Genomic DNA, 26359 nt, shown 5'->3' on the forward strand with positions numbered 1-26359 from the left:
TTCGGTCTCTCCTCGTCGGACGGGTACGGCTCGTGAGGGGTGCGCGGGTCTCAGACGGCGCCGGCGAAGGCGAGTTCCCGCGGGGCCGGGACCTCCGCGGATCGGGCCCGGCGGTGCGCCAGGATGTCCTGGGTGATCTCGGCGGAGCGGCCTGCGAGCACGCTGAGCAGCGAGTCGGCGATGCCGTGGGTGGCCTCGTTGACGCCTTGCAGGTAGCAGGCGGCGGTCGCGGGACGGCCGAGGTCGAGCCGGTAGTTGCGGCTCACGTTGATCTCCTCGACGCCGATCGACTCCGCGAGGGCCTTGACCGCCCACGGCATCTCGCGGACGAAGCCGGTGCCCAGGAGCACCAGGTCCGTGCGCATCTCCCGCTCGGCTCCCGACTTGCGGTCGACGAGGGTCAGGACGACCTCGTCGCCGTCCATGCGGGCGCCGGTCACGTCCGTCATGGGGTGCATGCCCAGGCGCTCCTGGCCGGAGCGGCGGTCCTGGTAGAACTGCCGGTACAGGCCGTCCAGGGTGGCCGGGGAGAGACCGCCGTAGTTGGAGCGGTACATCTCGCCGAGGAGCTGCCGGCGCGCCTCGGGCGAGGATCCGTAGAACTCGTCGATGAAGGACGTGTAGTAGAGCTCGTTGGTGAACTTGCTGCTCTCGTAGCCGTTCAGACCGATCGAGCGCATGATCATCGTCGGCTTGCACTCGGGCAGGTCCCGCAGCGCGGCGCCGAACAGCTCGGCCGCGCTCTGCGCGCCGCCGATCACCGCGACGCGGTGCGGCAGGTCGGCCCGCACCTCGGCGATGCGTTGCGTGTACTGGGTGCTGTGGATGACGCGCTCGGCCGGCAGGCCGTCGAACACGGCGGGGACGTGGGCGTCGCGGCCCGCGCCGATCACGAGATAGCGGCAACCGATGGTGTCGCCGTCGGCCAGGGTGACCAGCCAGCCGGCCAGCTCCCCGTCGTCGCCCGTCACCGCCTCGACGCCGGCGCATTCGCGGCCGTATTCGACCTGCACCGTGTCGAGTTCGTCGGCGACCCACTGCAGATATTCGGATATCTCGCTGCGGTAAGGAACGAAGCTCGCGAGGTTGACGAAAGCGTCGAGACGTTTCTGCGAGTGAAGGAAATTGACGAAGGAGAATCTGCTGGTCGGATTGCGCATGGTGACCAGGTCCTTGAGGAAGGACACCTGGCTGAGCGCGTCGGGCAGCAGCATGCCTCGCTGCCACACGATGTCCTGCTCGCGCTCGATCAGCAGGGTGTCACCGGCCAGCTCGGGTGCGAGCTCCTCGACGGCGACCGCCAGTGCCAGGTTCGCCGGGCCTGCACCGACTGCGAGCAGTTCGACATTGCGATGCGCCATGGAAGTACCTCCAGATGGAACAGGTGGACAGGTTCGTACGGTCAGGCAGGACGGTTCGCGTCCTTGCGTTGCCTCCCGGGTGATGACCACATTCCATGGCCCCGTCCGATTGCCCGGAAGCCGTCCCGGCCACGGACAATCAACTCGGCGGCGGCCCTCGCGGGCGGGTTGATTGGCCGGTACCACCGATCACTTCCGGTCAATGCGGAGCCCCTTTTCCATGGGGGCACGTGATCAGTTGCGTCACACGTTTCCGGCTGGCCGAACCATCCCTCGGGCAGCCGGGCTTCCATCGGAACCCCATGAGAAGGAGCCCTCGTGCCGCTCACCGAGCCCATCACCCCTGCCGGCGCCCTCTACCGTGCCGAGAGCCCCACCCGGGTCGCCACGCGCCGACGTCTGCTGATGTGCCGACCCCGGCACTACGACGTCACCTACTCGATCAACCCGTGGATGAACCCGCAGCACGCCACGGACAACGCGCTCGCCGTCAGCCAGTGGGAGGGTCTGCGTGACCTGTACCTCGAACTCGGCCACGTGGTCGAGGAGATAGACCCCATCGAGGGCCTGCCCGACATGGTGTTCGCGGCCAACGGCGCCACCGTCGTCGACGGCAAGGTCTACGGGGCCCGCTTCCGGCACGCGGAGCGCACCGCCGAGGGACCGGCGTACCTGCGGTGGCTGGAGGGCCGGGGCTACACGGACTCCCTGTGGCCCGAGTTCGTCAACGAGGGCGAGGGCGACATCCTCACCGTCGGCCGCCGTCTCCTGGCCGGTACCGGCTTCCGCACCGACCCGCGTTCCCACCTGGAGGCGCAGGAGTTCTTCGGCCTCCCGGTCACCTCGCTCACCTTGGTGAACCCGGAGTACTACCACCTGGACACCGCGCTCTCCGTGCTGTCCGAGGACGAGGTCATGTACTACCCGGCCGCCTTCTCCCAGGGCAGCCAGGCCGTCCTGCGCGCGATGTTCCCCACCGCGATCCTGGCCAGCGCCGAGGACGCGGCCGTCTTCGGCCTCAACGCCTTCTCGGACGGGCGTCACGTGCTCCTGCCGGCCGCGGCCACCGGTCTGCACGCCAAGCTGCGGGCGCGCGGCTTCGAGCCGATCGGGGTCGAGCTCTCCGAGCTGCTCAAGGCCGGTGGCAGCGTCAAGTGCTGCACGCTGGAACTGCGCGACCGCTGACCGCGCAACCCTTTCGGCGGCGACGGTGTTTCTACCGTCGCCGCACGGCCCCGGCGGTGGGCCGGGTCGTGACGAACGAAGATCATGACGAACGAAGGAGTCCCGCCATGCCGACCCCCGGTCCGCTCAGCGCCGCCACCGCCACGGTGGCGATCCATCCCACGGCCCTGGGCCCGCTCGTGCTGGCGGCGACGGACGACGCGCTCGTGCTGTGCTGCTACGGCACGATCGAAGCGGCCGAGGAGCGCCTGGGCCGGGGCGGCCTGCGCCCGGCCGGACCGAGTGAGGCGGGCGCACCGGGGCACAAGGTCCTGGACGAGGCCCGGGAACAGATCGACGCCTATCTGGCCGGGACGCGCCGGGACTTCACCGTCGCGACGGACCTGCGGCTCGCCACCCCGTTCAGCCGGCGCACGAACCTGATGCTGGCCGAGTTCGTCCCGTACGGGAGCACCGCGACCTACGCGGACCTCGCCCGGGCGCTGGATCGGCCCGGCGCCGCGCGTGCCGTCGGCACGGCGCTGGGCGCGAATCCGCTGTGCGTGGTGCTGCCCTGCCACCGGATCATCGGCTCCACGGGCAGTCTCAGCGGCTACGCGGGAGGGCTGGAGGCCAAGCGCCATCTGCTCGCCCTCGAAGCCACGGCCTCGCCGGTCGCCTGAATCCGCCGTCCCGCCGTCCCCGCCGCAGAAAGCAGAGCATGTGAGCGCGTACGAGCCGTCCCAGCTCCCGGGCCTCGACGTACCCGGCCCGGTCTTCGCCCCACCAGCGCCCGGAGGCCTCGACTGGGCGCGGCTGACCGCGGAACTGAACACCGAGGGGGTGGCGGTGACCCCGCCGCTGCTCTCGCCCGAGCAGTGCGCGGAGCTGCGGGAACTCTTCGACCACCCCACGGCCTTCCGCAGCACCGTGACCATGGCGCGGCACCGCTTCGGCGAGGGCCTCTACCGCTACTTCGCCTACCCGCTGCCCCCACTCGTCCAGGACCTGAGGGAACGGCTGTACCCGCCGCTCGCACAGATCGCCAACGAATGGGCCCGGCGGCTGGGGCAGCCGGCCTTCGCCCCCGACCACGAGGGACTGCTCGGGGCGTGCGCGACCGCCGGGCAGCACCGCCCGACCCCGCTCCTGCTCCGTTACGGGCGCGGCGGCTACAACTGCCTGCACCAGGACGTCTACGGGGACCTGACCTTCCCGCTGCAGGTGGCGATCATGCTCGACCGCCCGGACGAGGACTTCACCGGCGGGGAGAGCGTGTTCGTCGAACAGCGCCCGCGCGCCCAGTCCCGTCCGCTGGTCAGACGGCCGACCCAGGGCCAGGGCCTGATCTTCACGGTCGACCACCGCCCGGTGCACTCGGTGCGCGGCTGGAGCCGGGTGACGCTGCGGCACGGCGTGAGCGCGGTCCTCAGCGGGGAGCGCCACGTGCTGGGCGTCATCTTCCACGACGCGCGCTAGGAATCCTCCGGGACGTCTATACCGGGAGGCGGCGGAATCAACCGGTCCGAGGACCCGGTTCTGCCGCCTCGTTCCAGCGGATCGCCGCGGTGCGCGGTTCTCGCGGGTCAGCGTCCCGTACGGCGGGCCCGCGCCCGGCAGAACCGCCGCTCGCGCTGAAGTTCCGCTGGAGTTCCGCACCATCGCGCTTCCGTACGGTCGCCTTGCGACGGAGCGCCGATCTTGACGAGCCGTCGTGCACCTCGGCTGATCGGGCGGTCCAACGTGAGGAGCGGTGGCGAACATGCAGCACGTCCAGGGCGCACAGGTCGCGACATCAGGGCACGATCCCGGACCCGACGGTCCGAGCCTGTCGCTCAACAGCTCTCAACACCGGCTCATCACCGCGTCCCTGCAATCGCTGGCGCAGGAGATGAACGACATCGCCGAGCAGGCGTCCGCGCTGCTCACGACACCCGCGGGCCGTCCGTCCACCGACTCCGAGGCCTTCACCCGGATCGCCCGCAGAACGGTGCCCCGCTGGCACTTCGCGATGCTGAACGACATCGAGCGCAACGACGCCCTGGCCGGCGCCCTGGCTCGCGGCATCCCGTCCGGGGCGACCGTGCTGGACATCGGCTCGGGGAGCGGGCTGCTCGCCATGGCCGCGGCGCGGGCCGGCGCGGCCCGCGTGATCACGTGTGAGATGAATCCGCTGCTCGCGGAGGTGGCCCGGCAGGTCATCGACGCCCACGGCTACGGCGACGTCATCACGGTGATCGGCAAGCCGTCGACCTCGCTGGAGATCGGCCGTGACCTCGACGGGCCGGTGGACGTGCTCGTCTCGGAGATCGTCGACTGCGGACTCATCGGGGAAGGCCTGCTGCCGTCGATCCGGCACGCGCGCCGACACCTGCTGAAGCCCGACGGGATCATGTTCCCCTCCGCGGCCCGCATCCTCGGCCGTCTGGTCAGCAGCGAGGACATCCTGCGGCTCAACCAGGTGACGACGGCGAGCGGCTTCGACGTCTCGCTCATGAACACGTTGTCCACCCGCGGCCACCTCCCGGTGCGCCTGGGCACCTGGCCCCACCGGTTCCTCTCCGAGACGGCCACGGTCGTGGACTTCGACCTGGCCGAGGACCCCTTGGAGCCGGGCGAGCGCCAGATCGACCTCACGGCGAGCACCGACGGCGAGGCGCACGCCCTGGTCGTCTGGTTCGAGCTGGACATGGCGGCCGGCACCACCCTCACCAACTCCCCCGAGAACACCCGCTCGCACTGGATGCAGGGCTGGGTCCCGCTGGAGAAGTCCGTCCCGGTGAAGGCGGGCGAGAGCGTCCCGCTCCGGCTCCGGTGGAGCGACTTCTCCCTCGGCGTGCACGTCTGACCCACACCGCCGGCGGGCCCACCCCGTACCGCCGGCCGTACCTCCTGCGCATCCGGACCAAGGAGAACGCAATGAGTCACGTACCGCAGCACGTCCCGTTCGAGCTCAGCGGCACCGCACTGCGCGACGCGATCGTGCAGTACGCCACGAACCCGATCTTCCTCGACAACCTGGACTGGCAGAACGACGACAACCCCTACCGTCGCCAGCTGCGCCCGCAGGTCCTGCCGCACCTCGACTTCGACAAGGTGCCGGGCCGGGAGAACATCCTCGACTACACGAGCCTGGCCGTGCAGCGCCTGCTCACCTCGGTCTACGAGGCCGACCTGGTGTTCTTCCCCAAGTCGGGCCTGGAGGGCAAGGAGGAGGACTTCCGCGCGTTCTACAGCCCGGCCAACCGGGCGCTCGGGGAGCGAATACGGCCGGCGCTGGAGCGGTACGCCTTCGGTTTCCTCGACGACGAGGTCGAGACGTCCGGGAAGTGGACGAAGGCGAGCCTGGACAGTTACCTCGACTCGCTCGACATGGGCGGCGGGGAGGAACTGTCCCCGATCGAGGCGGCCGTCACCGGCTCCACAGACCCCGAGCGCGCCGCCCGCATGTGGCTGGTGCAGTTCGCCCCCGACTTCCTCTCCGAGGCGTCGCCGATGATGCGCAACGTCCTCGGCTACTACGGGCCGGTCCAGTCCGAGTGGTTCAAGGTCGTCATCGACGAGTACGGCTACGGCGTGCACGACACCAAGCACAGCACCCTGTTCGAGCGGACCCTGGAGTCCGTCGGCCTGAAGTCCGACCTGCACCGGTACTGGCAGTACTACCTCAACAGCAGCCTGCTGCTGAACAACTACTTCCACTACCTGGGCAAGAACCACGAGCTGTTCTTCCGCTACGTCGGCGCCCTGTTCTACACCGAGAGCTCCCTGGTGGACTTCTGCCGGCGGGCCGACCGCCTGCTGCACGGCGTCTTCGGCGACTCCGTCGACACCACCTACTTCACCGAGCACGTGCACATCGACCAGCACCACGGCCGGATGGCGCGCGAGAAGATCATCGCGCCGCTCATCGAGGCCCACGGCGAGGGGATCATCCCCGAGATCGTCCGAGGCATCGAGGAGTACCGGGTGCTGCTGGAGGTCGCCGACAAGGACTTCGTCGCGCAGATCTCCTGGATGGACGACCAGCCGGAGCTCAAGAAGCTGCACGGTCCCGTCTACGAGGCCATCAAGGAGGGCCGGGTCCAGGCGCCGGTGGCGCACCTGGTCGAGCCCTTCAACGAGCTGTCCAACACGCACTGCCACGAGGGCGACGAGCTCTGCCACATCGTCTCCGGAACCATGCGCTTCGAGAGCGGGCTCGGTTCCTCGCTGACGCTGGAGGCGGGAGAGGGGGTCGTCATCCGGCGCAACCGGCTGCACGGCGCCGACATTCTGTCCGAGGAGTGTGTCTACGAGATCCACTCGGTGGGGGATTACCGCAAATGCCTGTAGTGAGCTTCCCTGTCGCGGGGCGGGAGAACTGCGTGGTCGTCTCCGGGACGGCCTACGTCTACGCCACGGTCGACGGCCGCGGCTTCGTGATGAACGCCCAGTGCCCCCACCGCGGCGGCCCGCTCCACCTGGCCGGTGTGACACCGGACGCCGGCCGGCTGATCTGCCCCTGGCACGACCGCAAGACGTCCGCGGCGCGACTGCGCAACGAGATCCCGGCCGTGCGGACCGGGAACCGGGTCACGGCGGTCTTCCCCGACCGTCCCGCCCGCGCCGCGACGGCCCCGGCCGATGTATGCGGCCGCACCAGCCGTGAGTACCGGCCATTGTCGGCCGAACTCGCCCGCCCGGGTGCGGCGGTCTGATCCCATCCCGTTGCACCCGGCGTCGGACATCCGGCGCCGGGTGCAACGGCCTGCACCGACCCGGTGTTCTACAGGTGGCGGCGCACCGGCCGAAGGCATCACGACGAACGAGGAGTGTGGACCATGGCGTGGGACGGCGAGAAGCCGCTTCTGCTGCTGATCGGAAGCAGCGGTCAGCGCAGCAGGGAGTTCATTCTGCGGACGGTGAGCACGCGTTACGCGTTATGGCTCCTCCAGCCGGCACCGGTGAGCTGGGAGGAGCCGTACGTCGTGGGCTCCACGGTCGTGGACAACACCGACCCGGACGCGCTGACGGCGGCCGCCCGGCAGGTGGCCGCCGCGCACGAGGTGGCCGGTGTGTTCTGCTACGACGAGGGGCTCGTCACCCCCGCCGCGCACGCGGCCCGGGCGCTCGGGCTGCCGGGCAACTCCCCCGAGTCCGTCATCGCCTGCCGGGACAAGGCCGCCACGCGGGCAGCGCTGGAGACGGCCCGGGTGCCCCAGCCGGCCTCGATCGGGGTCCGGTCCCTGGCCGAGGCCCGGGCGGCGGCGGAGAAGATCGGCTTCCCCGTCGTGCTGAAGCCGCGCGGGCTGGCCGGCGGGATGGGCGTGCGCAAGGCGGACGGCCCCGAGGACGTGGAGAACGCCTACCGGGCGGCGTCCGGCGCCTCCTACCCCGGTGTTCCCGTCTTCGACGTGTCGGTGCTCGTCGAGGAGTTCGCCGACGGCCCGGAGATCAGCGTCGACGCGGTCTTCTTCGACGGGGAGTGCGTGCCGCTCGTCGTCGCCCGCAAGCAGGTCGGCCTGGCGCCCTTCTTCGAGGAGACGGGCCACGAGGTCGACGGCGCCGACCCGCTGCTGACCGATCCCGAGCTGTTGGAGGCGCTGCGGGCCGCGCACGCCGCCCTGGACTTCCACACCGGCGTCAGCCACACCGAGTTCCGCATCACCGCCGGCGGACTGCGCCTGATGGAGGTCAACGCCCGCCTCGGCGGCGACATGATCCCCTACCTCGGGGAGCTGGCCACCGGCGTCGACGTCGCGATGGCGGCGGCGGACACCGCGGCGGGGGTCCGCCCGGACACCGAGGTACGCCACCGCAAGGCCGCGGCCATAGCCTTCCTGTACCCGGACGAGGACATCGAGATCGATGCCGTGACCGTCCACGAGGACCGCTTCCCGGCCGAGGTCCACAGCGCCGACGCGATGGCGGGTCCCGGCGCGGTGCTGCGTCTGCCGCCGCGCGGCTACATCTCCCGCTACGCCCGCGTGATCGCCCTCGCCGACTCGGTCGAGCAGGCCCGCGCCGCCCTGCTGACCGCCCCCGAGATCGTGGAGCTCGACTCCCGCCCGGCGGAGGTACCCGCTCCGTGACGAACACCGGACACGACTCCCCGGAGGGCCGCAAGGCCGCCCGGCCGTCCGTCGTACAGACCCTGCGCGGGATCCCGGGACCGATCTGGCTGGTCCTGGTCGGCATGCTGATCAACCGGCTGGGCAATTTCCTCCAGATCTACCTGGTGCTCTACCTCACCGACAAGGGCTTCAGCACGTCCGCGGCCGCCTTCGCGCTCGGCGCGTACGGGGTGGGCTCGGTCGTCGGCGTCCTGGCGGGCGGCTCGATCTCGGACCGGGTCGGCTACGCGTGGACCATCGTCGGCTCCATGGCCCTCGCCGGCCTGCTCACCCTCAGCTTGGTCTTCCTCGACAGCCTGCCCGTGGTGATCACGGTGGCCGCGGTGATCGGCATCGCCGCCCAGGCCTACCGGCCCGCCTCCTCGGCGCTGCTGGTGGAGGCCACCCCCGAGGAACACCACGTCATGGTGTTCGCGGTCTACCGCATGGCGTTCAACCTCGGCACCACCGCGGGCCCGCTCCTCGGCGCCCTGCTGATCAGCTACTCGTACGACCTGATGTTCTACATCGACGCGGTGACGTCGGTGGGCTTCGCCCTCTTCGCCCTGGTCCTCGTCCGCACCGGGACGACCACCGGTCCCGGCTCCCGGGACCCGCAGGCCGACGGCGCCTCGTACCTGGCCGTACTCCGCGACCGTCGCTACCTGCTGTTCCTGCTGGCGCTGTTCCTCAACGCCGTCGTCTACATCCAGCACACCTCCGCGCTGCCGCTCCAGCTCAAGGCCGACGGCCACGGACCGACCTTCTACTCCGCCCTGCTCTCGCTGAACGCGGCCATGGTCATCTGCCTGGAGCTGCTGTTCACCAAGTACGTGCAGCACCTCCCCGGACGGATCGCCGTCGCGCTGGGCGTCGGTCTGGTCGGCGTCGGCATGAACCTCTACGTGGCCGGTCCCGGCATGGCCATGTTCGTGATCGCGACCGTCGTCTGGACGGTCGGCGAGATGATCGGGACCCCGACCGCCTCCGCCTGGCCCGGCAAGGTCGCCCCCGCGCACCTGCGGGGCCGCTACATCGCCGCCTCCGCCTTCCCGATGCAGATCGGCTACGCGGTCGGCCCGGTGATCGGCATCGCCGCGTGGCAGGCCTCGGCCGCCTCCGTGTGGTGGCTGTGCGGAGCACTGACCGCCGTCGCCGTCCTCGTCACCCTGATCGGCATGGCCGAGCCCCCCGCCGACAAGCGGCGGCCGGCCGCGGACACCGAACCGTCGGCCACGCCGGCACCCGCCGAAACACCCTGAGCCCCCTCCCCCGTGCCGTGGTTGCCCGGCACGCCGTGATCCGGAAGTGAGCGAAGCTGCCCATGGCCTACGCAGACGGCATCGAGAATTTCGTGAAGACCGTCGACGGCGCCCTGCCGCCGGACTTCTACACCTACCCCGTCGAACGACAGCGCGCCCTGTACGACGGGCTGACCGAGGTCCTCCCGATCCCCGTGCCCGAGGGCGTGACCCACCGGGACGCGAGCGTCACCCACGGCGGACGCACCGCCCGGATCCGCATCTACGAGCCGGCCCGGCGCACGGGCGACGCCGTGCTGTTCTACATACGCGGTGGCGGCTTCGTCATCGGCTCCCTCCACAGCCACCACAGCCTGGTCGCCGAACTCGCCGACCGCACCGGCCTGGTGGCGATCGCCCTCGACTTCGGCATGGCCCCGGAGAACCCGCACCCCGGCCCGCTGGAGGACTGTTACGCCGGACTCTGCGGCACCCTGGCCGACCTGCCCGCCCTCGGCCTCGACTTCATCGACCCCGAAGGCGCGGTGCTCTGCGGGGAGAGCTCCGGGGCCAACATGGCCGTCGTCCTCTCGATGATCGCCCGCGACCGGGGCGGCCCCCGGCTGCGCGGCCAGGCGGTCATCAGCCCGGTGCTCGACTTCACCCGGTGGCGGCACGGCGGTGAGGACGCGCCCCTGCTCTCCGGCGGGGAGATGGAGTTCTACACCGCCTGCTACTGCCCCGAGCCCGGACAGGCGGAGCTCCCGTACGTCTCACCGCTGCTCACCGGCACCTTCCACGACCTGCCGCCGGCGTACGTGGTGGGCTGCGAGATGGACTCGCTGCGCGTGGACGCCGAGAAGTACACCGCCCGACTGCGGCAGAACGGCACGCCGGTGACGTACGTGATGGAGGAGGGGATGGTGCACGCCCCGGTGCGCGCCCGCCGGATCAGCGAGCCGGCCGGGGCGTTCTTCGCCCGCTACTGCGACGCCGTGGCCGCCCTGGCGGCCGGAGAGGCGGCGGGCCGTGACGAGCGCTGACCGGATCCCGGACGCACCGCAGGGCCCCTGTGTGATCGTCGACCCGTACTCCTCGGGGGCCCTGTTCGCGCAGACGCTGGCCGACCACGGCGTCCCGGCGGTGGCGGTGGTCACCGGCCCCCGCCCCCCGGAGGCCTACGCCGGCTCCTACCGGCCGCAGGACTTCCCCGAGGTCATCGTCCACGACGGCGACCTGGACGCCGTCGTCGCGCGGCTGCGGGCGCTGGACCCGCGCTGCGTCGTGGCGGGCTGCGAGTCGGGCGTGGAACTGGCCGAACGGCTCGCACCGCTCGTGACGCCCGAGCGGTGCAACGTACCCGAACTCGCCGATGCCCGCAGGGACAAGAGCGCCATGGCGGCCGCCGTCGCCGCGGCCGGGCTGCAGATCATCCCGCAGCTGTGCACCGATGACGCCGACGAGGTGGCGGCCTGGCTGGAGCGCGAGGGCCTGGCCGGGGCGGACCTGGTCGTCAAGCCGCCCAAGAGCGCCAGCACCGACGGTGTGATCAAGCTGGTCGGCGGCACGGACTGGCGGACGGTGTTCGCGCGCCAGCTCGGCCGGGTCAACCAGTTCGGCGAGGTCGACGACCGGCTCCTGGTCCAGAAGTTCGTCACCGGCACCGAGTACGTGATCGACACCTTCAGCCACGACGGCAAGCACGCCGTCGTCGACGTGTGCGCCTACCGCAAGGTCGACAACGGTCCGCACATGGCCGTCTACGACACCATGCGCTGGCTCCCCCCGGACGACCCGGCCCTGCCCGGCCTCACGGAGTACGTCTTCGGCGTCCTGGACGCGGTGGGTGTGCGCTTCGGCTCCGCCCATGTCGAGGTGATGGGGACGGCGGACGGACCGCTGCTCATCGAGCTCGGGGCCCGGCCGCACGGCGGCGGCCAGCCGCGCTTCAACCGCCACGCCACCGGCGACAGCCAGATCGACCGGACCGTGCGCTGGCTGACCGGGGGCGAACTCCCGCAGGGCTACGAGCTGCTCGTCCACCAGATGTGCGTCTTCCACATCGCGCCGCGCTCCGGAACCGTCAGCGGCACGGCCGCCCTGGACGGGCTCCGCGATCTCCCCAGCCACCACTTCTCCATCCAGAACCTGACCGACGGCGACCACGTCCCCGCCACCAAGGACCTGGTCGACAGCCTCAACTTCGGGTTCGTGATCCTCGCCCACCCCGACGCCGAACAGATCCAGCGGGACTACGAGGCCGTCCGGGCCGCGGAGCGCCTGCTTTCCATCGAGGAGCAGCGATCAACACCGCCGCTTTCCTGATCAGTTCCCTGGTGGTGATCATGACGCCCGGACCCGACCTCGTCATGATCACCAACCTGGTGCTGAACGGATCCCTCCGCGTGGCCACCGCCGCCGCACTCGGCATGATCACCGCGGGGGCCGTCCAGGCCGGGCTCGGCGCGGCCGGGCTGGCCGCCCTCCTCGCGGCGAGCCCGGGGCTGTTCGCCGCCTTCCGCTGGGCCGGCGCGGTCGTGCTGCTCGGCTGGGCCGTGCTCGCCGTGCGGCGGGCCACCGCCCGGGTCGGCGCCCCGGCCCCGGCGCCGACCCCCGAGGCCACGGCCGTCCCCGCGGCCGTCCCCGCGCCCGCGACGGGTGAACCCTCGGTACGCCAAGCCTTCGGGCAGGGCCTGCTGTGCACCGGGTCCAACCCCAAGGTGGGCATCTTCCTGATGGCCTTCCTGCCCCAGTTCGTGCCCGTGGGCATGGCCCCCGAGATCGGGGTCCCGCTGCTGGCCGCCTGCTATCTGGCCCTGGGCCTGATCTGGCTCCTCACCTGGATGCGGCTGGTCCACCGGCTCGCCCCGCACCTGCGCTCCCCGCGGGTCCTGCGGATCACCGACAGCCTCACCGCCGTCGTGTTCGGGCTCTTCGCGGTCCGGCTGGCACTGGGCGGGTGAGGTGGCCTCCCACCTGCGCCCCGCTGCGGTCACACCGACCGCAGCGGGCACTGCGCGTCCTCCCGCAGCGCCAGTCTGCGCGCATAGCGCAGCAGCGGCGCGGGGAGGGAGAACCGGTTGGGCGCACACTCGCGCAGCAGGCTCACGCCGACCAGGCGGCGCAGCGCGCGGGTCGCCTCCAGCGGGGTGGTCCCCGCCAGGTCCGCCATGGCGTAGCCGCTGACGAGCCGTCCCTCGGTCCGCGCGAACAACCGGAACCAGCGGCGCAGGGGCTCCGGCAGGGACACGTAGGAGAGTTCGAACGCCGCGTGGACCGCGGTGAACAGGTCGTCGTTCTCGACCGGCAGCTCCCGGAACGCCCCGGCCTCCTGCAACTCCACGCAGAGTTGGGCGATACCGACCCGGGGGTGCTCCTCCAGCCGGGCCGCGAGCAGCCGGATCGCCAGCGGCAGACCTCCGCACTGCCGGTTCAGCGCCCGCGCGGCCAGCGGCTCGGCGTCCACCCGCCCGCTGCGCAGCAGCCGGGCCAGGAGCGTGAGCGCGTCGTCCTCACCGAGCACGTCGAGGTCGAGCCGCGGCACGCCGTCGCGGGCCACCAGTCCCGGCAGGGTGTCGCGGCCGGTGACGAGCACCGCGCAGCCGGCCGCGCCCGGAACGAGCGGACGGATCTGGCTCTCCTCGCGGGCGTTGTCCAGCACGATCAGCATCCGCCGGTCCGACAGCAGGGTGCGGTACAGGTTCGCGGCCTCGTCGAGGGACCGGGGGAGCTCCCCGTCGGGGACGCCCAGGGCGCGCAGGAACGAGGCGAGCACCTCCTGCGGGTGCAGCGGCCGCCGGTCGGCGTACCCGTGCAGGTCGACGTACAACTGCCCGTCGGGGAACCGGTCGCGCACCCGGTGCGCCCAGCGCACGGCCAGCGCCGTCTTGCCCACGCCGGGAAAGCCCGTGACCAGCACGGCCGGCACCTGGCCGACCTGCTCGCCGGTGGGCAGGAGCAGCCGGTCCAGCCGCTTCAGTTCGGCGGTGCGGCCGACGAATCCCGTGCTCGCCGCCGGGGTCTGGGACGGCCGGGGCCTCGGCGGGGGCGCGGCCGGCCGGGTCGCGGGCGGGGGCGGCGCGTCGAAGGCGGCCCACGCGGCCGCCGGTCCCGTCCGCGGCCAGGGCAGCTCCTGGTGCAGGATCCGCAGGTGGGCGCGGCGCAGTTCGTCGCCCGGTTGGACACCCAGCTCACGATCGAGTCGGCGGGCCACCTCGGAGTAGATCCGCAAGGCCTCGCGCTGCTCCCCGCAGCTCGCCAGCACCAGCATCAGCCGTGCCTGGAGGCCCTCGTGCAGCGGTTCCTCCTCCGTCGCGCCGCGCAGGGCTCCCAGGACCCGCTCGGGCCGCCGCACCTGCAAGGAGAGGTCGGTGTACAGCAGCAGGCTCTCCACCCGCTGCCGGGCGGCCGCCATGGCCGCGGGATGGTGCGGCAGCAGCGGTTCGCCGGCCAGGAGCGGGCCGCGCCAGTAGCCGTATGCGCGTTCGGCCAGCTCGTGGGCCGCCTCCGCGTCACCGGCCCCGTGCGCCTGCCGGGCACGGGCCCACAGGTCCTGGAACTGGGTCAGGTCGACCTGGTCGCGCTCCAGTTCCAGCACGTAGCCCGTGTGGGTGCGGGCCAGGAACGAGGGGGCCGGTGCCCGCGCCTCGTCACCGGGGAGCAGCAGCACCCGGCGTGCCTGGCTGACGTAGGTGTGCACCAGGTTCTGGTACGACCGCGGCGGGTCCTTCGGCCACAGCACGTGGGTGATCTCCCCCAGGCCGGCCGCCTCGGGGTACCGCACGGCGAGCAGGGCCAGCAGGCGTCGCACCTTGGCCGCGTGGACGTGGGTCTCGACGCCGCGGTACCGGACGGACAGCGGACCGAGGATGCCGATGTGGAGCCGCTCGTTCCCCGGTCGTACGGGCTCACGCGCGGGCGGCGCCAGCTGTCGTGCGGTGTCCGCGTCGAGGCCGAGCACCCGGGCCAGGAGCCGTACGGTCCGCGTCTGGGGCCGGTGGACCCGGCCGTGCTCGATGTCCCGCAGGACCCGCACGCTCACCCCGGCGCGTTCCGCCAGCTCGCGCTGCGTCAGTCCCTCGCGTCCCCGGAACGAGAGAAGCCGTTCACCGAAGGACCAACTGCCGCCGCCTAAGTCTTCGTCCGCGGGCGCCGCGGCGCGGACGCGGTTCCCCATCATGCCGTGAATGCGGGTACGGGCGAAAGCGAGGCGGGAAGGCAACGTCTAGTGAATCGTTTTTCCATTGCCGTGCGCAGAACGGTCGCCACCACGCCTCCCCCGAGACCTCACCGGATCTTGAGCAACCCGGACCGTGAGCGACCCGGCTGTGCGCCCACAACTCGTCCGCAACTCTAGCTTCGCGGTGCGACCCCTGGTCAAGGGGCTCGCCCCCTTTTGTTCCGAACCGGTCACATCGCACCCCTTGTACCTCCGCCTTCGGGATTCCCGCGAATATCGGCCAGATGGCGAGAAAGAGGCAGCACTCCATGATCCCCCTCGGACAAGATCTCCGGCACGCCCGGGAAGATCGCACCGGAGTCCGCCCGATATCCGGATGACATAAAGGGAACCGGATATCACACCGAATGCGAATGGCAGGCAAAGCAAAAGAATTTTGGCGCCGGCTGCAACGTTCGTGGGCGGCCCGGTGTTCACAAGGAGGATGGACGAGACGACTCCCCCGCTGACGGAACTGCTCGCGACCGACCTGGACGACGGGTTCACCGAACTCGTACGCACCCAGGCCGGCACCGTGCGCGCCGTCCTGCTGCGTCTCTCCGGCTCCGCGCGGGACGCCGACGACCTGGGCCAGGAAACGTTCCTGCGCGCCTACTCCGCACTGCGCGGGTACCCGCCCGAGCGCCGCGGGCAGCTCCAGCCGCGCGCCTGGCTGCTGACCATCGCGGCGAACGTATGGCGCAACCACGTCCGCACCCTGAGCCGCCGGCCCGGCGTCGCCGACGGTATCGAGGTGACGACCATAGAGATCCCGGACGGCTGCCCCGGGCCGGAACAGCTCGCGCTCGACGGCGCGCGCCGGGCCCGACTGGTGGCCGCGCTGTCCCGGCTGCCGGACCACCACCGGCTGCCCGTGGTGCTGCGGCACATCGGCGAGCTGAGCTACCAGGAGGTGGCCGGGATCCTGGACTGCCCGGTCGGCACGGTGAAGGCCCAGGTGTCGCGGGGGCTCGCCGCCCTGCGCGCGGAGCCCGGCCTGGCCGCCGACCGCGGCGCGTACGGAGCGGACGGGACGAAGACGACTGAAACGGCGAATACGGCGACGGCGAAAACGGCGCACGAACCGGCCCGGACGGAAAGGAAGGAGGCGACGGGATGAGACTGCCGGACGAGTTGGACACGTTGCGCGAGGCGGCACCCGCGGGGTTCGCGGCCCGCGTGCTGGACCGCGTCGGCGTTCCGGCACATCGCTACGACTGCTACGTGCGGGCCGAGTCCCCGGTCGGCACCCTCTACGTCGCCCACGGGCGGGGCGCGGTGACCGGCGCCGCCGCCACGGACTGGTACGCCGACGACCGGGCGTTCGAGGACGCCTACCGGGCCCGGACCCATCGGTCCGCGCTCTCCGGGGTCAAGCCCCCGCCGGGGCTGGCTCGGGCCCTGCGCGGCCGGGACCGGACCCTGCGCTACGCGTTCGGGCCGCTCCCCGAGGAACAGCGCGCCGTCCTGTCGGCCACCCGCGCCGTCCCGTTCGGGCAGCTCCGTCCGGCGGCCTGGCTGGCCCGCGAGGCGGGGATGCCGCATCTGGCGCCGGAGGCGGTGGTGGCGGCGGTCCGGGCCAACCCGGTCCCCGTGCTCGTACCGGCGCACCGGCTGTGCACGGACGACGGGCTCCCGGCGGACTGCGGACTGCCGGCCGCCTTCGAACGGCGGCTGCGGGACTGGGAGGGCGTGGACGCCGAGCGCGTGGAACGGTTCGTGCGCGCGGGCGCCCGGTTCCTGGGCAGCGGCACCACGCGGATCTTCTGCTACCCGACCTGTGCACACGCGCGCCGCATCACCGCCCGCCACGAGGTGCCCTTCACCTCGGCCGACGAGGCCTCCGCCGCCGGCTTCCGGGGCTGCCTCAGCTGCCGGCCGGCCGTCGTCTGACCTTCGTTCAGCCGTCGGCGACGATCAGGTCGAGCAGGCCGGGGAAGCGCAGGTCCAGGTCCGCGCGGCGCAGCGTGGCCGCCCGGCTGTTGCCGCGGTCCACCTGCCGTACCAGACCCGCCTCGCGCAGGATCCGGAAGTGGTGGGTGGTCGTCGACTTCGAGACCGGCAGGTCGAAGGAGGCGCACGTGCGCTCCGTGCCCACCGGTTCCCCCAGCAACGCGCGCACGACGGCGTAACGCAGCGGATCGGAGAGCGCGTTCAGCACGACCGGCAGGCTCATCTCCTCCGGCGAGGGATGACCGTCCTCGTCGGGCACCGCGCCCTCCTCCCATAGGTACGGCTTGCATCATACCTCGCCCCTGTGTCAGCTTAAGGTTCGATCAAAACCGAACCTGCCCGTCAGCGGGCCGGGCCGAGCCGGGAGTTGTGCCCATGAGTACGCAGACCACACCGTCGGCCGCGCCACCGTTACGATCGCAAGAGCCACCGGGGCCACCGGCCCGGTCGGGGCACACCGCGACCCTGGCCGCCGGGAGGACCGCGTGAAGCACACCCAGGTCCTGGTCGTCGGGGGCGGGCCCGTCGGGATGCTCGTCGCCGCCGAGCTCGGGCACCACGGCGTCCGCACCGTCGTACTCGAAGCCGAACCGCGGACCGTCGACCGGCCCAAGGCCGGCACATTGCACGCCCGCACCGCGCAGGGTCTGGCCCGGCGCGGTCATCTGCCCGCGCCCGTCGCGACCGAGGACCTGCTGGGGCACGGCCGCGCCGAAGGGTTCCACTTCGCGGGTGCCCCGGGACTCGTCATCACCGCCCCCGCCACCGAGCCCCGCCCCGTGCTCGGCCGCTCCCAGGCCGAACTGGAACGGTACTTCGAGCTCCGGGCCGGCGAACGGGGCGTCGACGTGCTGCGTGGACACCGGGTGACCGACATCGTCCAAGGGCCCGACGCCGTCCACGTCAGCGCTCAGGGGCCGGACGGCGAAAGGCGGTTCACCGCCGAGTACGTCGTCGGCGCCGACGGTGCCCGCAGCACGGTGCGCGAGCGGCTCGGCTTCGCCGCGGACACCCACCCGGCCACCGTGTCCGCCGGGCTCGGCCTGGTGCGGCTGACCGACCCGGACAGCGTGCCGTACGGCTGGCACCGCACCCCGCGCGGCTGGACCATCGCGGGCGTCTCCCCGTACGGACACAGCCGGTTCATCACGATCGACTTCCGGGGCCCCCACCCCGACCGGCACTCCCCGCTCACCCTCGACGAGCTGCGCCAGGAGGCCGAACGCGTCATCGGCCACCCCGTACCCATGGCCGACCCGCGCCACCTTTCCCGCTTCAGCGACTTCGCCCGGCTGGTGCGCGACTACCGACAGGGCCGGGTGTTCCTCGCCGGCGACGCCGCCCACATCCACTTCGCCGTGGGCGGGCAGGGCCTCAATCTGGGGCTGCAGGACGCTCTCAACCTGTCCTGGAAACTCGCGCACACCCTCGCCGGCACCGCGGGCAAGGACCTGCTCGACACCTACGACGCCGAACGCCGGCCCGCCGGCCGGCGCGTCATCGACAACACCCGGGCCCAGCTCGCCCTGATGCGGCCGGACCCCGCGCTCGACCCCCTGCGCGATCTCGTCGCCGACCTCCTGGAGATCGACGCGGTGAACACCCGCCTGGGCCACATGATCAGCGCCCAGGAGACCGTGTACCCCGCGCGCACCGGGCACGGCTCCCGCTGGGAGGGCCGGTTCCTGCCCAACCTGCCGCTCACCACCGCCACCGGCCCGACCGACCTGACCCGGCTGCTGCTGCCCGGCCGTCCCGTCCTGCTCCTGCTCGGGGAGGCCGGTCGGGCCCACGGCGAGCAGGCCGCGGCCTGGGCCCACGCGGTGCGCACGGTGTCCGCGACGCCCGCCCGGCCGCTCCCCTGGGACGCCGTCCTCGTCCGGCCCGACGGGTACATCGCCTGGGCCTCCGACGGCGGCGGCTTGGCCGGCGCCCTGGGCGACTGGTTCGGCGAGCCCCGCCGCCGGACATGAAAAATGCCCTCCGGTCCTGCGTTTCCGCAGGTCGGAGGGCATTTGTTTGTGGAGCCTAGGAGATTCGAACTCCTGACATCTGCCTTGCAAAGGCAGCGCTCTACCAACTGAGCTAAGGCCCCGTGGAAGTGGACGCACCTGTCCCGTGCGGGAGGTGTGGTCGTTCCGCAGAACAGAGTACCGGGTGTACCCCCTCATCTCGCAAAATGATAGGGACTCCCGCCGTGCGACCACTCTCCGTAAGATGCTCGCGAGGTTCGCACCAGCGAAGGGGAGTAGTCAGAGTGGACGCAGTACAACAAGAGGCCACGGCCAGAGCCAGAGAGCTTCAGCGCAGCTGGTACGGGGAGCCCCTGGGAGCGCTCTTCCGCCGGCTCATAGATGACCTCGGCTTGAACCAGGCCCGCCTCGCTGCCGTCCTCGGACTGTCGGCGCCCATGCTGTCCCAGCTGATGAGCGGCCAGCGAGCCAAGATCGGGAATCCGGCCGTGGTCCAGCGCGTCCAGGCCCTCCAGGATCTCGCCGGCCAGGTGGCCGACGGAAGCGTCAGCGCGGGGGAGGCCACCGACCGGATGGACGAGATCAAGAAGACCCAGGGGGGTTCCGTCCTCAGCAACAGCGGCCAGACCACCACCAGCTCCGGCGCGCCCACGGTCAAGCGGGTCGTCCGCGAGATCCAGTCGCTGCTGCGCTCGGTCTCCGCGGCCGGCGACATCATCGACGCGGCGAACACCCTCGCACCCAGCCACCCGGAACTGGCAGAGTTCCTCCGGGTGTACGGCGCGGGCCGCACCGCCGACGCGGTCGCCCACTACGAGGCCCACCAGAACTGACACGCACGAGGGCGGACGACGGGTGACGGGGGACGGGCGCAGCGATGGGTGAGGTGTTCGCCGGTCGGTACGAGCTGATCGATCCGATCGGACGCGGTGGCGCCGGCGCGGTGTGGCGGGCCTGGGACCACCGCCGTCGCCGCTACGTCGCCGCGAAGGTCCTCCTGCAGAGCGACGCCCACACGCTCCTGCGGTTCGTACGGGAGCAGGCGCTGCGGATCGACCATCCGCACGTACTGGCTCCGGCCAGCTGGGCGGCCGACGACGACAAGGTCCTGTTCACCATGGACCTGATCGGCGGCGGCTCGCTCGGCCACGTGATCGGGGACTACGGTCCCCTGCCGCCCCGTTTCGTGTGCGCCCTGCTCGACCAGCTCCTGTCGGGGCTCGCGGCGGTGCACGCGGAGGGCGTGGTGCACCGCGACATCAAACCGGCCAACATCCTGATGGAGGCCACCGGAACCGGGCGGCCGCACCTGCGGCTGTCCGACTTCGGCATCTCCATGCGCAAGGGCGAGCCGCGGCTCACCGAGACCGACCTCGTGGTCGGCACGCCGGGCTATTTCGCCCCCGAGCAACTCCTGGGCGCCGAGCCCGACTTCCCCGCCGACCTCTTCGCCGTGGGGCTGGTCGCCCTGTACCTCCTCCAGGGCCGCAAGCCCGATTCCCAGGCGTTGGTGGAGCACTTCTTCGCGCAGGGCACCCCGGGCGCCCCCGAAGGCGTTCCCGCCCCGCTCTGGGACGTCATCGCCGGTCTCCTGCAGCCGGACCCCCAGAGCCGTTTCCGGACGGCCACAGGGGCGCGCAAGGCCCTTGCCGAGGCCGTGGAGCTGCTGCCGCCGCCCGCCCCGGACGAGGAACGGGTGGAGGTGTTCGACCAACTCGGCCCGCTGCCGCCCGGATTCGGCCCGCAGGGTCCGCAGAGCACGGCGGCCGCGACCCCGCGCGCCCCCGCCGCCGAGGCCGTGACCCCGGGGACCTCCGCCTCCGTCACGGTGCCCGCGGAGCCCGTCCGGCCGGACCCGCGCGCCACGGCACGCACCGCTCCCACGGCCCTGTCCGCGCCGACGACCCCCTACCCGGCCGCCCCGGCCACCCCGTACCCTGCGGCCCCCGCCGTCCCGGCTCAGGCGCCGGGGTTCGGGCCCTCGGAGACGGGGTTCGGCCCCTCGGAGACGGGCAGCTTCCACCTCCCGCCCCCGACGACATCGGCCGCGGCGACGACGCCGACCGTGCCCGTCCCCTCGACCCTCGCAGCGCCGCCGGTCCTGCCGGGCCGCGGGATCGCCCCGCCCTCGGCGAAGGCGGTGGCCTCGCTGCTCGCCGCGGCGCTGCTCTGCTTCGCGGTGGGCGTCTGGGCCCTCACGCAGCTGTAGGACCGCGCCCCCGCCGCCCGAGCAGCGTCCAACCGCCCAGCACCAGCAGCAGGACCGTCCCGGTGCCGAAGCCGGCGCCCGCCACGATCCGCAGGGTGGAGTGCCGCTCGGCGGCCTCGGCCGCCTCCGGGGCGGTGAGCCCCTCCTCGGCCGCGGACCGGTCCTCGTCGCCCACCCCGAAGCCGCCCGCGGCCGGACTGCCCCGGTACGCGGGCCCCTTGACCGGGCTACCGGCGACGTCCAGGCGCAGCGTCAGCGGTACGGGTACCGCGTCCTCGGTGAAGTCGGCGACCTTCGCGCCCATGGTCACCGCGACGTAGTACCAGCCCGCGACGGAGACGGGCTGCACGGCCCGGTCGTTCGCGAAGCGGTTCTCGTACGTGACGGGCGGGGTCTTCTCCAGGGTGATCCCGGCCTGCTTGCCGTCGTACGAGACGTCCTTGTCGGAGATCAGGCCCCGGTACGGGCTGTACAGGGAGACCGTGAGGCCGCCCGAGGCCGAGCCGTAGGTCTTGGTCATCTTCGCGGCGGCCAGTTCGGCGCCGAGGCCCAGCTGCTGTCCCCAGTCCAGCGGGACCCGGTAGAAGCGGGTCTGCCCGGGCCGCATCTCGTCGCGCCACACGCCGGCGCCCAGGGCGCGCGCGTCGTTGAAGCCGGTGCCGCCCTCGCGGGGCACCGCCTCGGTGCCGGGCAGCGCGGGGGCGCCCGAGGGCCAGGTGCCGGGCGCTGCGGTGGGGGCGCCCGGACCGCGGCCGGGCTCCTTCTGGACCTTGATCTCCAGCGGCCAGGGGCTCTGGTCGTAGCCCTTGGCCGAGGTCCGGGTGACCTTGGCGTAGTACACGCCCGCGGGCGCGCAGTCCTCGTCCTCGGAGCCCCTGCGGACACCGGCGGCGGCGATCGGGTAGGCGTCGTAGCCGAAGTTCGCCCGGCCGCCGCTGCCGGGGCAGGAACGCCCGGCGGTGGTCATGATCTCCACCTCGACGCCGTCGCCGCCGGAGACCTTCGCGCCGGCCGCCGGGCGGACCACGGCGGAGACGTAGACGTCGGACCCGTCCTTGTCGAGGACGAGCCGGTACATGCGTTCGCCCGGTCCGAGCGTGTCCCGGTAGACGTTCCCGGCCTCGATCAGCGGGGCGTCCGCCGTGGAGGGCTTGCCCTCGACGGCCTCGGCGCCGTCGGCCGCCCGGTAGGTCGGCAGGGGGCCGGGCGCGGCCCCGTCGGCGTACGCGACCCCCGGTGAGACCGTCACCAGGCCCAGGGCCGCCGCCCACACTGCCGTCCGTCCCCGAACCATCACGCCCACCCCGAGTTTGCCCGCGCAAGCCAAATATTTACATAACGGAATTTTTCGTCACAGAGCAGCACAAAGCCCCGGCCGCAGCGGCAGCCGGGGCTTCATGTGATCAGCCTTGGGTCTCACACACCGGAACCAGAGGGCACGGAGTCAGTTGCCTCCGTCCACAGGTCCTGCTCGGCGCGGTCCGCCTGGATCTGGCGGTACACGAGGAGCCCGCCGATGGCGGCCAGTGCGACCAGGAGCAGCTTCTTCACCGCGCGACCTCGTCTTTCGTTGACGTAGGGGACTTCTGGCGCCCAACAATACACACCGACCGATACCGATCGGTGACCTGCCGGCCCACCAACTGGCCCGACGACAAAGACCCCCAGGCCTTGGCCTGGGGGTCTTCGACACTGTGGGGCTAACAGGATTTGAACCTGTGGCCTCATCCTTATCAGGGATGCGCTCTAACCAACTGAGCTATAGCCCCATCCGCGCTGCGCGCTGACTCCTGAAGATTAGCGCACAGACCCGGTCAGGCCAAAATCCGTTGCCCGAGGGCGTCTGCGCAGGTCATCCGACCCGTCGCGGGCGCCCGAACAGAAGGCCTACTCGTCCTCGGCGAGGGTGAGCTCCACACCGCCGACGAAGCCCGCCGACAGGTTGTAGATGAACGCGCCCAGCGTCGCCAGTGCCGTCGCCAGCACCACGTCGATCACCGCGATGACCGACGTGAAGATCAGAACGCGCGGCAGCGACAGGAACGACTGGAGGTCGAAGCCGTTGCCCTCGTTCGAACCGGTCGCCTCGCTGATCGTGCCGCCGACGGTCGAGAAGACGCCCATCGCGTCCATGACCATCCACAGCACGGCCGCCGCCACGATCGTGCAGATGCCGAGCGCGATCGACAGCAGGAAGCTGACCTTCATGACCGACCACGGGTCGGCCTTGGCCACCCGCAACCGCGCCTTGCGCGTACGAGGAGCCGTACGGACCCCCGTACGCGACTTGCGCTGCGCGGCCGCTCCCTTGCCGCCCTGCGCCGTCGCCGGGCCCGAGGGCGCCGGGTAGGCCTGCGGCGGGTGGTACGGCTGTGCGGGCTTGTCCTGGCCGGCGTCCGCGCCGACCGAGGGCTTCGGTCCTCGGGTGTCCGTCACGGTTCCCCCCTGGGAGTCCGCGGCAGGGCCACGGGCACCGTTCGCTCCAGTCTTGGCCGGTCCGGCGCCCGTGGCTCCACTCACGACTTACTCCTCGTGCTCCCCGGCCGAGGGCTGCGTGCCCTCGGCGGCCTCGGCGGCCTGTCCGTCGGCCACCTCGGTGTCGTTCTCGTCGGCCTCGACCTCGTCAGCTTCCTGACCGGCCTCGGCGTTACGGGCGATGCCGACCACGGCATCGCGCTTGCCCAGGTTGATCAGCTGGACGCCCATGGTGTCACGGCCGGTCTCCCTGACTTCGTTGACGCGCGTACGAATCACACCACCGCCGAGCGTGATGGCGAGAATCTCGTCGCTCTCGTCGACCACGAGCGCCCCGACGAGCGATCCGCGGTCCTCCACGATCTTGGCGGCCTTGATACCCAGACCGCCACGGCCCTGGACGCGGTACTCGTCGACCGGCGTCCGCTTGGCGTAGCCGCCGTCGGTCGCGGTGAAGACGAACGTACCCGGCCTGACAACGTTCATCGAGAGCAGTTCGTCACCTTCACGGAAACTCATGCCCTTCACGCCCGAGGTGGCGCGGCCCATCGGGCGCAGCGCCTCGTCGGTCGCCGTGAAGCGGATCGACTGCGCCTTCTTGCTGATCAGCAGCAGGTCGTCCTCGGCGGACACCAGCTCGGCGCCGATCAGCTCGTCGTCGCCGCCGGCCTCCGTCTCGCGGAGGTTGATGGCGATGACGCCGCCCGAGCGGGGCGAGTCGTAGTCCTTGAGCGCCGTCTTCTTCACCAGGCCGCCCTTGGTGGCCAGGATCAGGTACGGCGCCGCCTCGTAGTCACGGATCGCGAGGATCTGGGCGATCTTCTCGTCCGGCTGGAAGGCCAGCAGGTTCGCCACGTGCTGCCCGCGGGCGTCGCGGCCGGCGTCCGGCAGCTCGTACGCCTTGGAGCGGTAGACCCGGCCCTTGTTCGTGAAGAACAGCAGCCAGTGGTGCGTGGTGGAGACGAAGAAGTGGTCGACCAGGTCGTCCTGCTTCAGCTTGGTGCCGCGCACGCCCTTGCCGCCGCGCTTCTGCGAGCGGTAGTCCTCGGTCTTGGTGCGCTTGACGTAACCGCCGTGCGTGATCGTGACGACGATGTCCTCCTCGGCGATCAGGTCCTCGATGGACATGTCACCGTCGAAGGGCACCAGCTTGGAACGCCGGTCGTCGCCGAACTTCTCGACGATCGCCGCCAGTTCCTCGCTGACGATGGAGCGCTGACGCTCCTCCGAGGCCAGGATGGCGTTGTACTCGTTGATCTTGGCCTGGAGCTCGTCGTGCTCGGCGACGATCTTCTGACGCTCCAGGGCCGCGAGGCGGCGGAGCTGCATCTCCAGGATCGCGTTCGCCTGGATCTCGTCGATCTCCAGGAGGCCCATCAGGCCCTCGCGCGCGATTTCGACCGTGTTGCTGCGCCGGATCAGCGCGATGACCTCGTCGATCGCGTCCAGCGCCTTGAGCAGACCGCGCAGGATGTGCGCGCGCTCCTCCGCCTTGCGCAGGCGGAACTTCGTCCGCCGGACGATGACCTCGATCTGGTGCGTCACCCAGTGGCGGATGAAGGCGTCGATCGACAGCGTGCGCGGCACGCCGTCCACCAGCGCCAGCATGTTCGCGCCGAAGTTCGTCTGCAGTTCGGTGTGCTTGTAGAGGTTGTTCAGCACGACCTTGGCGACGGCGTCGCGCTTGAGCACGATCACCAGGCGCTGGCCGGTCCGCGACGAGGTCTCGTCACGGACGTCGGCGATGCCGCCGACCTTGCCGTCCTTCACCAGGTCCGCGATCTTCTGCGCGAGGTTGTCGGGGTTGGTCTGGTACGGAAGCTCCGTGACCACCAGGCACTGGCGGTTCTGGATCTCCTCGACCTCCACCACCGCGCGCATCGTGATGGAGCCGCGACCGGTCCGGTACGCCTCCTCGATGCCCTTGCGGCCCACGACCAGGGCGCCCGACGGGAAGTCAGGTCCCTTGATCCGCTCGATCAGCGCGTCCTGGAGCTCCTCGTGCGAGGCCTCCGGGTGCTCCAGCGCCCACTGCGCACCGGCCGCGACCTCGCGGAGGTTGTGCGGCGGGATGTTGGTCGCCATGCCGACCGCGATGCCGGCGCTGCCGTTGACCAGCAGGTTCGGGAAGCGCGCCGGGAGCACGGTGGGCTCCTGGTTGCGGCCGTCGTAGTTGTCCTGGAAGTCGACGGTCTCCTCGTCGATGTCCCGGAGCATCTCCATGGCCTGCGGCATGAGCTTGCACTCGGTGTAGCGCATCGCGGCCGCCGGGTCGTTGCCCGGGGAGCCGAAGTTGCCGTTGCTGTCGACCAGCGGCATGCGCATCGACCACGGCTGGGCCAGACGGACCAGGGCGTCGTAGATCGAGCTGTCACCGTGCGGGTGGTAGGTACCCATGACGTCGCCGACGACACGGGCGCACTTGTAGAAGCCCTTCTCGGGCCGGTAGCCGCCGTCGTACATCGCGTACAGCACGCGGCGGTGCACCGGCTTGAGGCCGTCGCGCACGTCCGGCAGGGCGCGCGAGACGATGACGGACATCGCGTAGTCGAGGTAGGAGCGCTGCATCTCCGTCTCGAGCCCGACGGGCTCGATGCGCAGCTGCGGCTGCTCCTCTTCCGCGGGATTCTCTGCGGTGGGGGTGGTTTCGTCGGCCATTGCTGGTCAGAA

Annotated in this window: 23 protein-coding genes and 2 tRNA genes; 16 read left to right on the forward strand and 9 right to left on the reverse strand. The window is 71.5% G+C overall.

What is annotated here, in order from left to right; translation table 11 throughout:
• Positions 1-50: 50 nt before the first annotated feature.
• Positions 51-1361 carry a lysine N(6)-hydroxylase/L-ornithine N(5)-oxygenase family protein gene (locus ACWG52_RS18910; RefSeq protein WP_389804315.1) on the reverse strand — a complete coding sequence of 437 codons (1311 nt, stop codon included), beginning with the start codon at positions 1359-1361 and terminating at the stop codon, positions 51-53.
• 318 nt (positions 1362-1679) lie between these two features.
• On the opposite strand from ACWG52_RS18910, the gene ddaH reads away from it, so the two are divergent.
• The 11 genes from ddaH to ACWG52_RS18965 all read left to right on the forward strand — a co-directional run bounded on the left by ddaH (position 1680) and on the right by ACWG52_RS18965 (position 12824).
• Positions 1680-2546 carry a dimethylargininase gene (gene ddaH, locus ACWG52_RS18915; RefSeq protein ID WP_453129023.1) on the forward strand — a complete coding sequence of 289 codons (867 nt, stop codon included), beginning with the start codon at positions 1680-1682 and terminating at the stop codon, positions 2544-2546.
• 107 nt (positions 2547-2653) lie between these two features.
• The gene (locus tag ACWG52_RS18920) at positions 2654-3208 is read left to right on the forward strand and encodes a methylated-DNA--[protein]-cysteine S-methyltransferase (RefSeq protein ID WP_453129024.1); all 555 of its coding nucleotides are present in this window, start codon (positions 2654-2656) and stop codon (positions 3206-3208) included.
• A 40-nt stretch (positions 3209-3248) separates the two neighbouring features.
• Positions 3249-4004, forward strand: a complete 756-nt coding sequence (locus tag ACWG52_RS18925; RefSeq protein ID WP_453129025.1) for a 2OG-Fe(II) oxygenase — start codon at positions 3249-3251, stop codon at positions 4002-4004.
• A gap of 283 nt (positions 4005-4287) precedes the next feature.
• A complete protein-coding gene (locus ACWG52_RS18930; RefSeq protein WP_389804931.1) occupies positions 4288-5373 on the forward strand; it encodes a 50S ribosomal protein L11 methyltransferase in 1086 nt (361 codons plus the stop codon).
• A 71-nt stretch (positions 5374-5444) separates the two neighbouring features.
• Positions 5445-6860 carry an iron-containing redox enzyme family protein gene (locus ACWG52_RS18935; protein ID WP_033214908.1) on the forward strand — a complete coding sequence of 472 codons (1416 nt, stop codon included), beginning with the start codon at positions 5445-5447 and terminating at the stop codon, positions 6858-6860.
• Positions 6851-7225, forward strand: coding sequence for a Rieske 2Fe-2S domain-containing protein (locus ACWG52_RS18940; protein ID WP_078908961.1), 375 nt, complete (start codon positions 6851-6853; stop codon positions 7223-7225). The genes ACWG52_RS18935 and ACWG52_RS18940 overlap by 10 nt, the downstream gene beginning before the upstream one ends.
• A 123-nt stretch (positions 7226-7348) precedes the next feature.
• Complete coding sequence (locus ACWG52_RS18945) at positions 7349-8599, forward strand: ATP-grasp domain-containing protein (RefSeq protein ID WP_390166619.1); 1251 nt, start codon at positions 7349-7351, stop codon at positions 8597-8599.
• The gene (locus tag ACWG52_RS18950) at positions 8596-9882 is read left to right on the forward strand and encodes an MDR family MFS transporter (protein WP_389804331.1); all 1287 of its coding nucleotides are present in this window, start codon (positions 8596-8598) and stop codon (positions 9880-9882) included. The genes ACWG52_RS18945 and ACWG52_RS18950 overlap by 4 nt, the downstream gene beginning before the upstream one ends.
• 62 nt (positions 9883-9944) lie before the next feature.
• Positions 9945-10904, forward strand: coding sequence for an alpha/beta hydrolase (locus ACWG52_RS18955; protein ID WP_389804334.1), 960 nt, complete (start codon positions 9945-9947; stop codon positions 10902-10904).
• On the forward strand, positions 10891-12186 hold the full coding sequence (locus ACWG52_RS18960) for an ATP-grasp domain-containing protein (protein ID WP_389804337.1): 1296 nt from the start codon (positions 10891-10893) through the stop codon (positions 12184-12186). The genes ACWG52_RS18955 and ACWG52_RS18960 overlap by 14 nt, the downstream gene beginning before the upstream one ends.
• 20 nt (positions 12187-12206) lie before the next feature.
• Positions 12207-12824, forward strand: coding sequence for a LysE family translocator (locus ACWG52_RS18965; RefSeq protein ID WP_389804340.1), 618 nt, complete (start codon positions 12207-12209; stop codon positions 12822-12824).
• Positions 12825-12853: 29 nt separating this feature from the next.
• On the opposite strand, the gene ACWG52_RS18970 is transcribed toward ACWG52_RS18965, so the two are convergent.
• The gene (locus tag ACWG52_RS18970; RefSeq protein WP_389804342.1) at positions 12854-15040 is read right to left on the reverse strand and encodes a BTAD domain-containing putative transcriptional regulator; all 2187 of its coding nucleotides are present in this window, start codon (positions 15038-15040) and stop codon (positions 12854-12856) included.
• 484 nt (positions 15041-15524) lie between these two features.
• On the opposite strand from ACWG52_RS18970, the gene ACWG52_RS18975 reads away from it, so the two are divergent.
• Both ACWG52_RS18975 and ACWG52_RS18980 read left to right on the forward strand, forming a co-directional pair.
• Positions 15525-16199, forward strand: coding sequence for an RNA polymerase sigma factor (locus ACWG52_RS18975; RefSeq protein ID WP_453129026.1), 675 nt, complete (start codon positions 15525-15527; stop codon positions 16197-16199).
• The gene (locus ACWG52_RS18980) at positions 16196-16972 is read left to right on the forward strand and encodes an MGMT family protein (RefSeq protein WP_389804347.1); all 777 of its coding nucleotides are present in this window, start codon (positions 16196-16198) and stop codon (positions 16970-16972) included. Before ACWG52_RS18975 ends, ACWG52_RS18980 begins: the two co-directional genes overlap by 4 nt.
• 7 nt (positions 16973-16979) lie before the next feature.
• Here the strand turns inward: ACWG52_RS18980 and ACWG52_RS18985 are convergent, their stop codons facing one another.
• A complete protein-coding gene (locus ACWG52_RS18985; RefSeq protein ID WP_389804350.1) occupies positions 16980-17291 on the reverse strand; it encodes an ArsR/SmtB family transcription factor in 312 nt (103 codons plus the stop codon).
• A 226-nt stretch (positions 17292-17517) separates the two neighbouring features.
• Between ACWG52_RS18985 and ACWG52_RS18990 the strand changes: the two genes are divergently transcribed.
• Positions 17518-19005, forward strand: coding sequence for an FAD-dependent monooxygenase (locus ACWG52_RS18990; protein WP_389804353.1), 1488 nt, complete (start codon positions 17518-17520; stop codon positions 19003-19005).
• A gap of 49 nt (positions 19006-19054) precedes the next feature.
• Here ACWG52_RS18990 and ACWG52_RS18995 read toward each other — a convergent pair.
• Positions 19055-19127: transfer RNA gene (locus ACWG52_RS18995), tRNA-Ala, on the reverse strand.
• Positions 19128-19289: 162 nt separating this feature from the next.
• Here ACWG52_RS18995 and ACWG52_RS19000 point away from each other — a divergent pair.
• Both ACWG52_RS19000 and ACWG52_RS19005 read left to right on the forward strand, forming a co-directional pair.
• Positions 19290-19838, forward strand: a complete 549-nt coding sequence (locus tag ACWG52_RS19000) for a helix-turn-helix domain-containing protein (protein ID WP_030012999.1) — start codon at positions 19290-19292, stop codon at positions 19836-19838.
• Positions 19839-19882: 44 nt separating this feature from the next.
• Positions 19883-21214 carry a serine/threonine-protein kinase gene (locus tag ACWG52_RS19005; RefSeq protein ID WP_389804356.1) on the forward strand — a complete coding sequence of 444 codons (1332 nt, stop codon included), beginning with the start codon at positions 19883-19885 and terminating at the stop codon, positions 21212-21214.
• Here the strand turns inward: ACWG52_RS19005 and ACWG52_RS19010 are convergent.
• From ACWG52_RS19010 to gyrA, 5 genes are all read right to left on the reverse strand, one after another.
• On the reverse strand, positions 21201-22463 hold the full coding sequence (locus ACWG52_RS19010) for a hypothetical protein (protein ID WP_453129027.1): 1263 nt from the start codon (positions 22461-22463) through the stop codon (positions 21201-21203). The two genes, ACWG52_RS19005 and ACWG52_RS19010, sit on opposite strands and share 14 nt — an antisense overlap.
• A 167-nt stretch (positions 22464-22630) precedes the next feature.
• Positions 22631-22765 carry a DLW-39 family protein gene (locus ACWG52_RS19015; RefSeq protein WP_208809277.1) on the reverse strand — a complete coding sequence of 45 codons (135 nt, stop codon included), beginning with the start codon at positions 22763-22765 and terminating at the stop codon, positions 22631-22633.
• 144 nt (positions 22766-22909) lie between these two features.
• Positions 22910-22983 (reverse strand) — tRNA-Ile (locus ACWG52_RS19020).
• A gap of 118 nt (positions 22984-23101) precedes the next feature.
• A complete protein-coding gene (locus tag ACWG52_RS19025) occupies positions 23102-23734 on the reverse strand; it encodes a DUF3566 domain-containing protein (protein WP_078908963.1) in 633 nt (210 codons plus the stop codon).
• Between the two features lie 3 nt (positions 23735-23737).
• The gene (gene gyrA / locus ACWG52_RS19030) at positions 23738-26347 is read right to left on the reverse strand and encodes a DNA gyrase subunit A (RefSeq protein ID WP_389804363.1); all 2610 of its coding nucleotides are present in this window, start codon (positions 26345-26347) and stop codon (positions 23738-23740) included.
• Positions 26348-26359 lie beyond the last annotated feature (12 nt).

The sequence above is a fragment of the Streptomyces sp. CLCI03 genome (genome assembly GCF_053615355.1).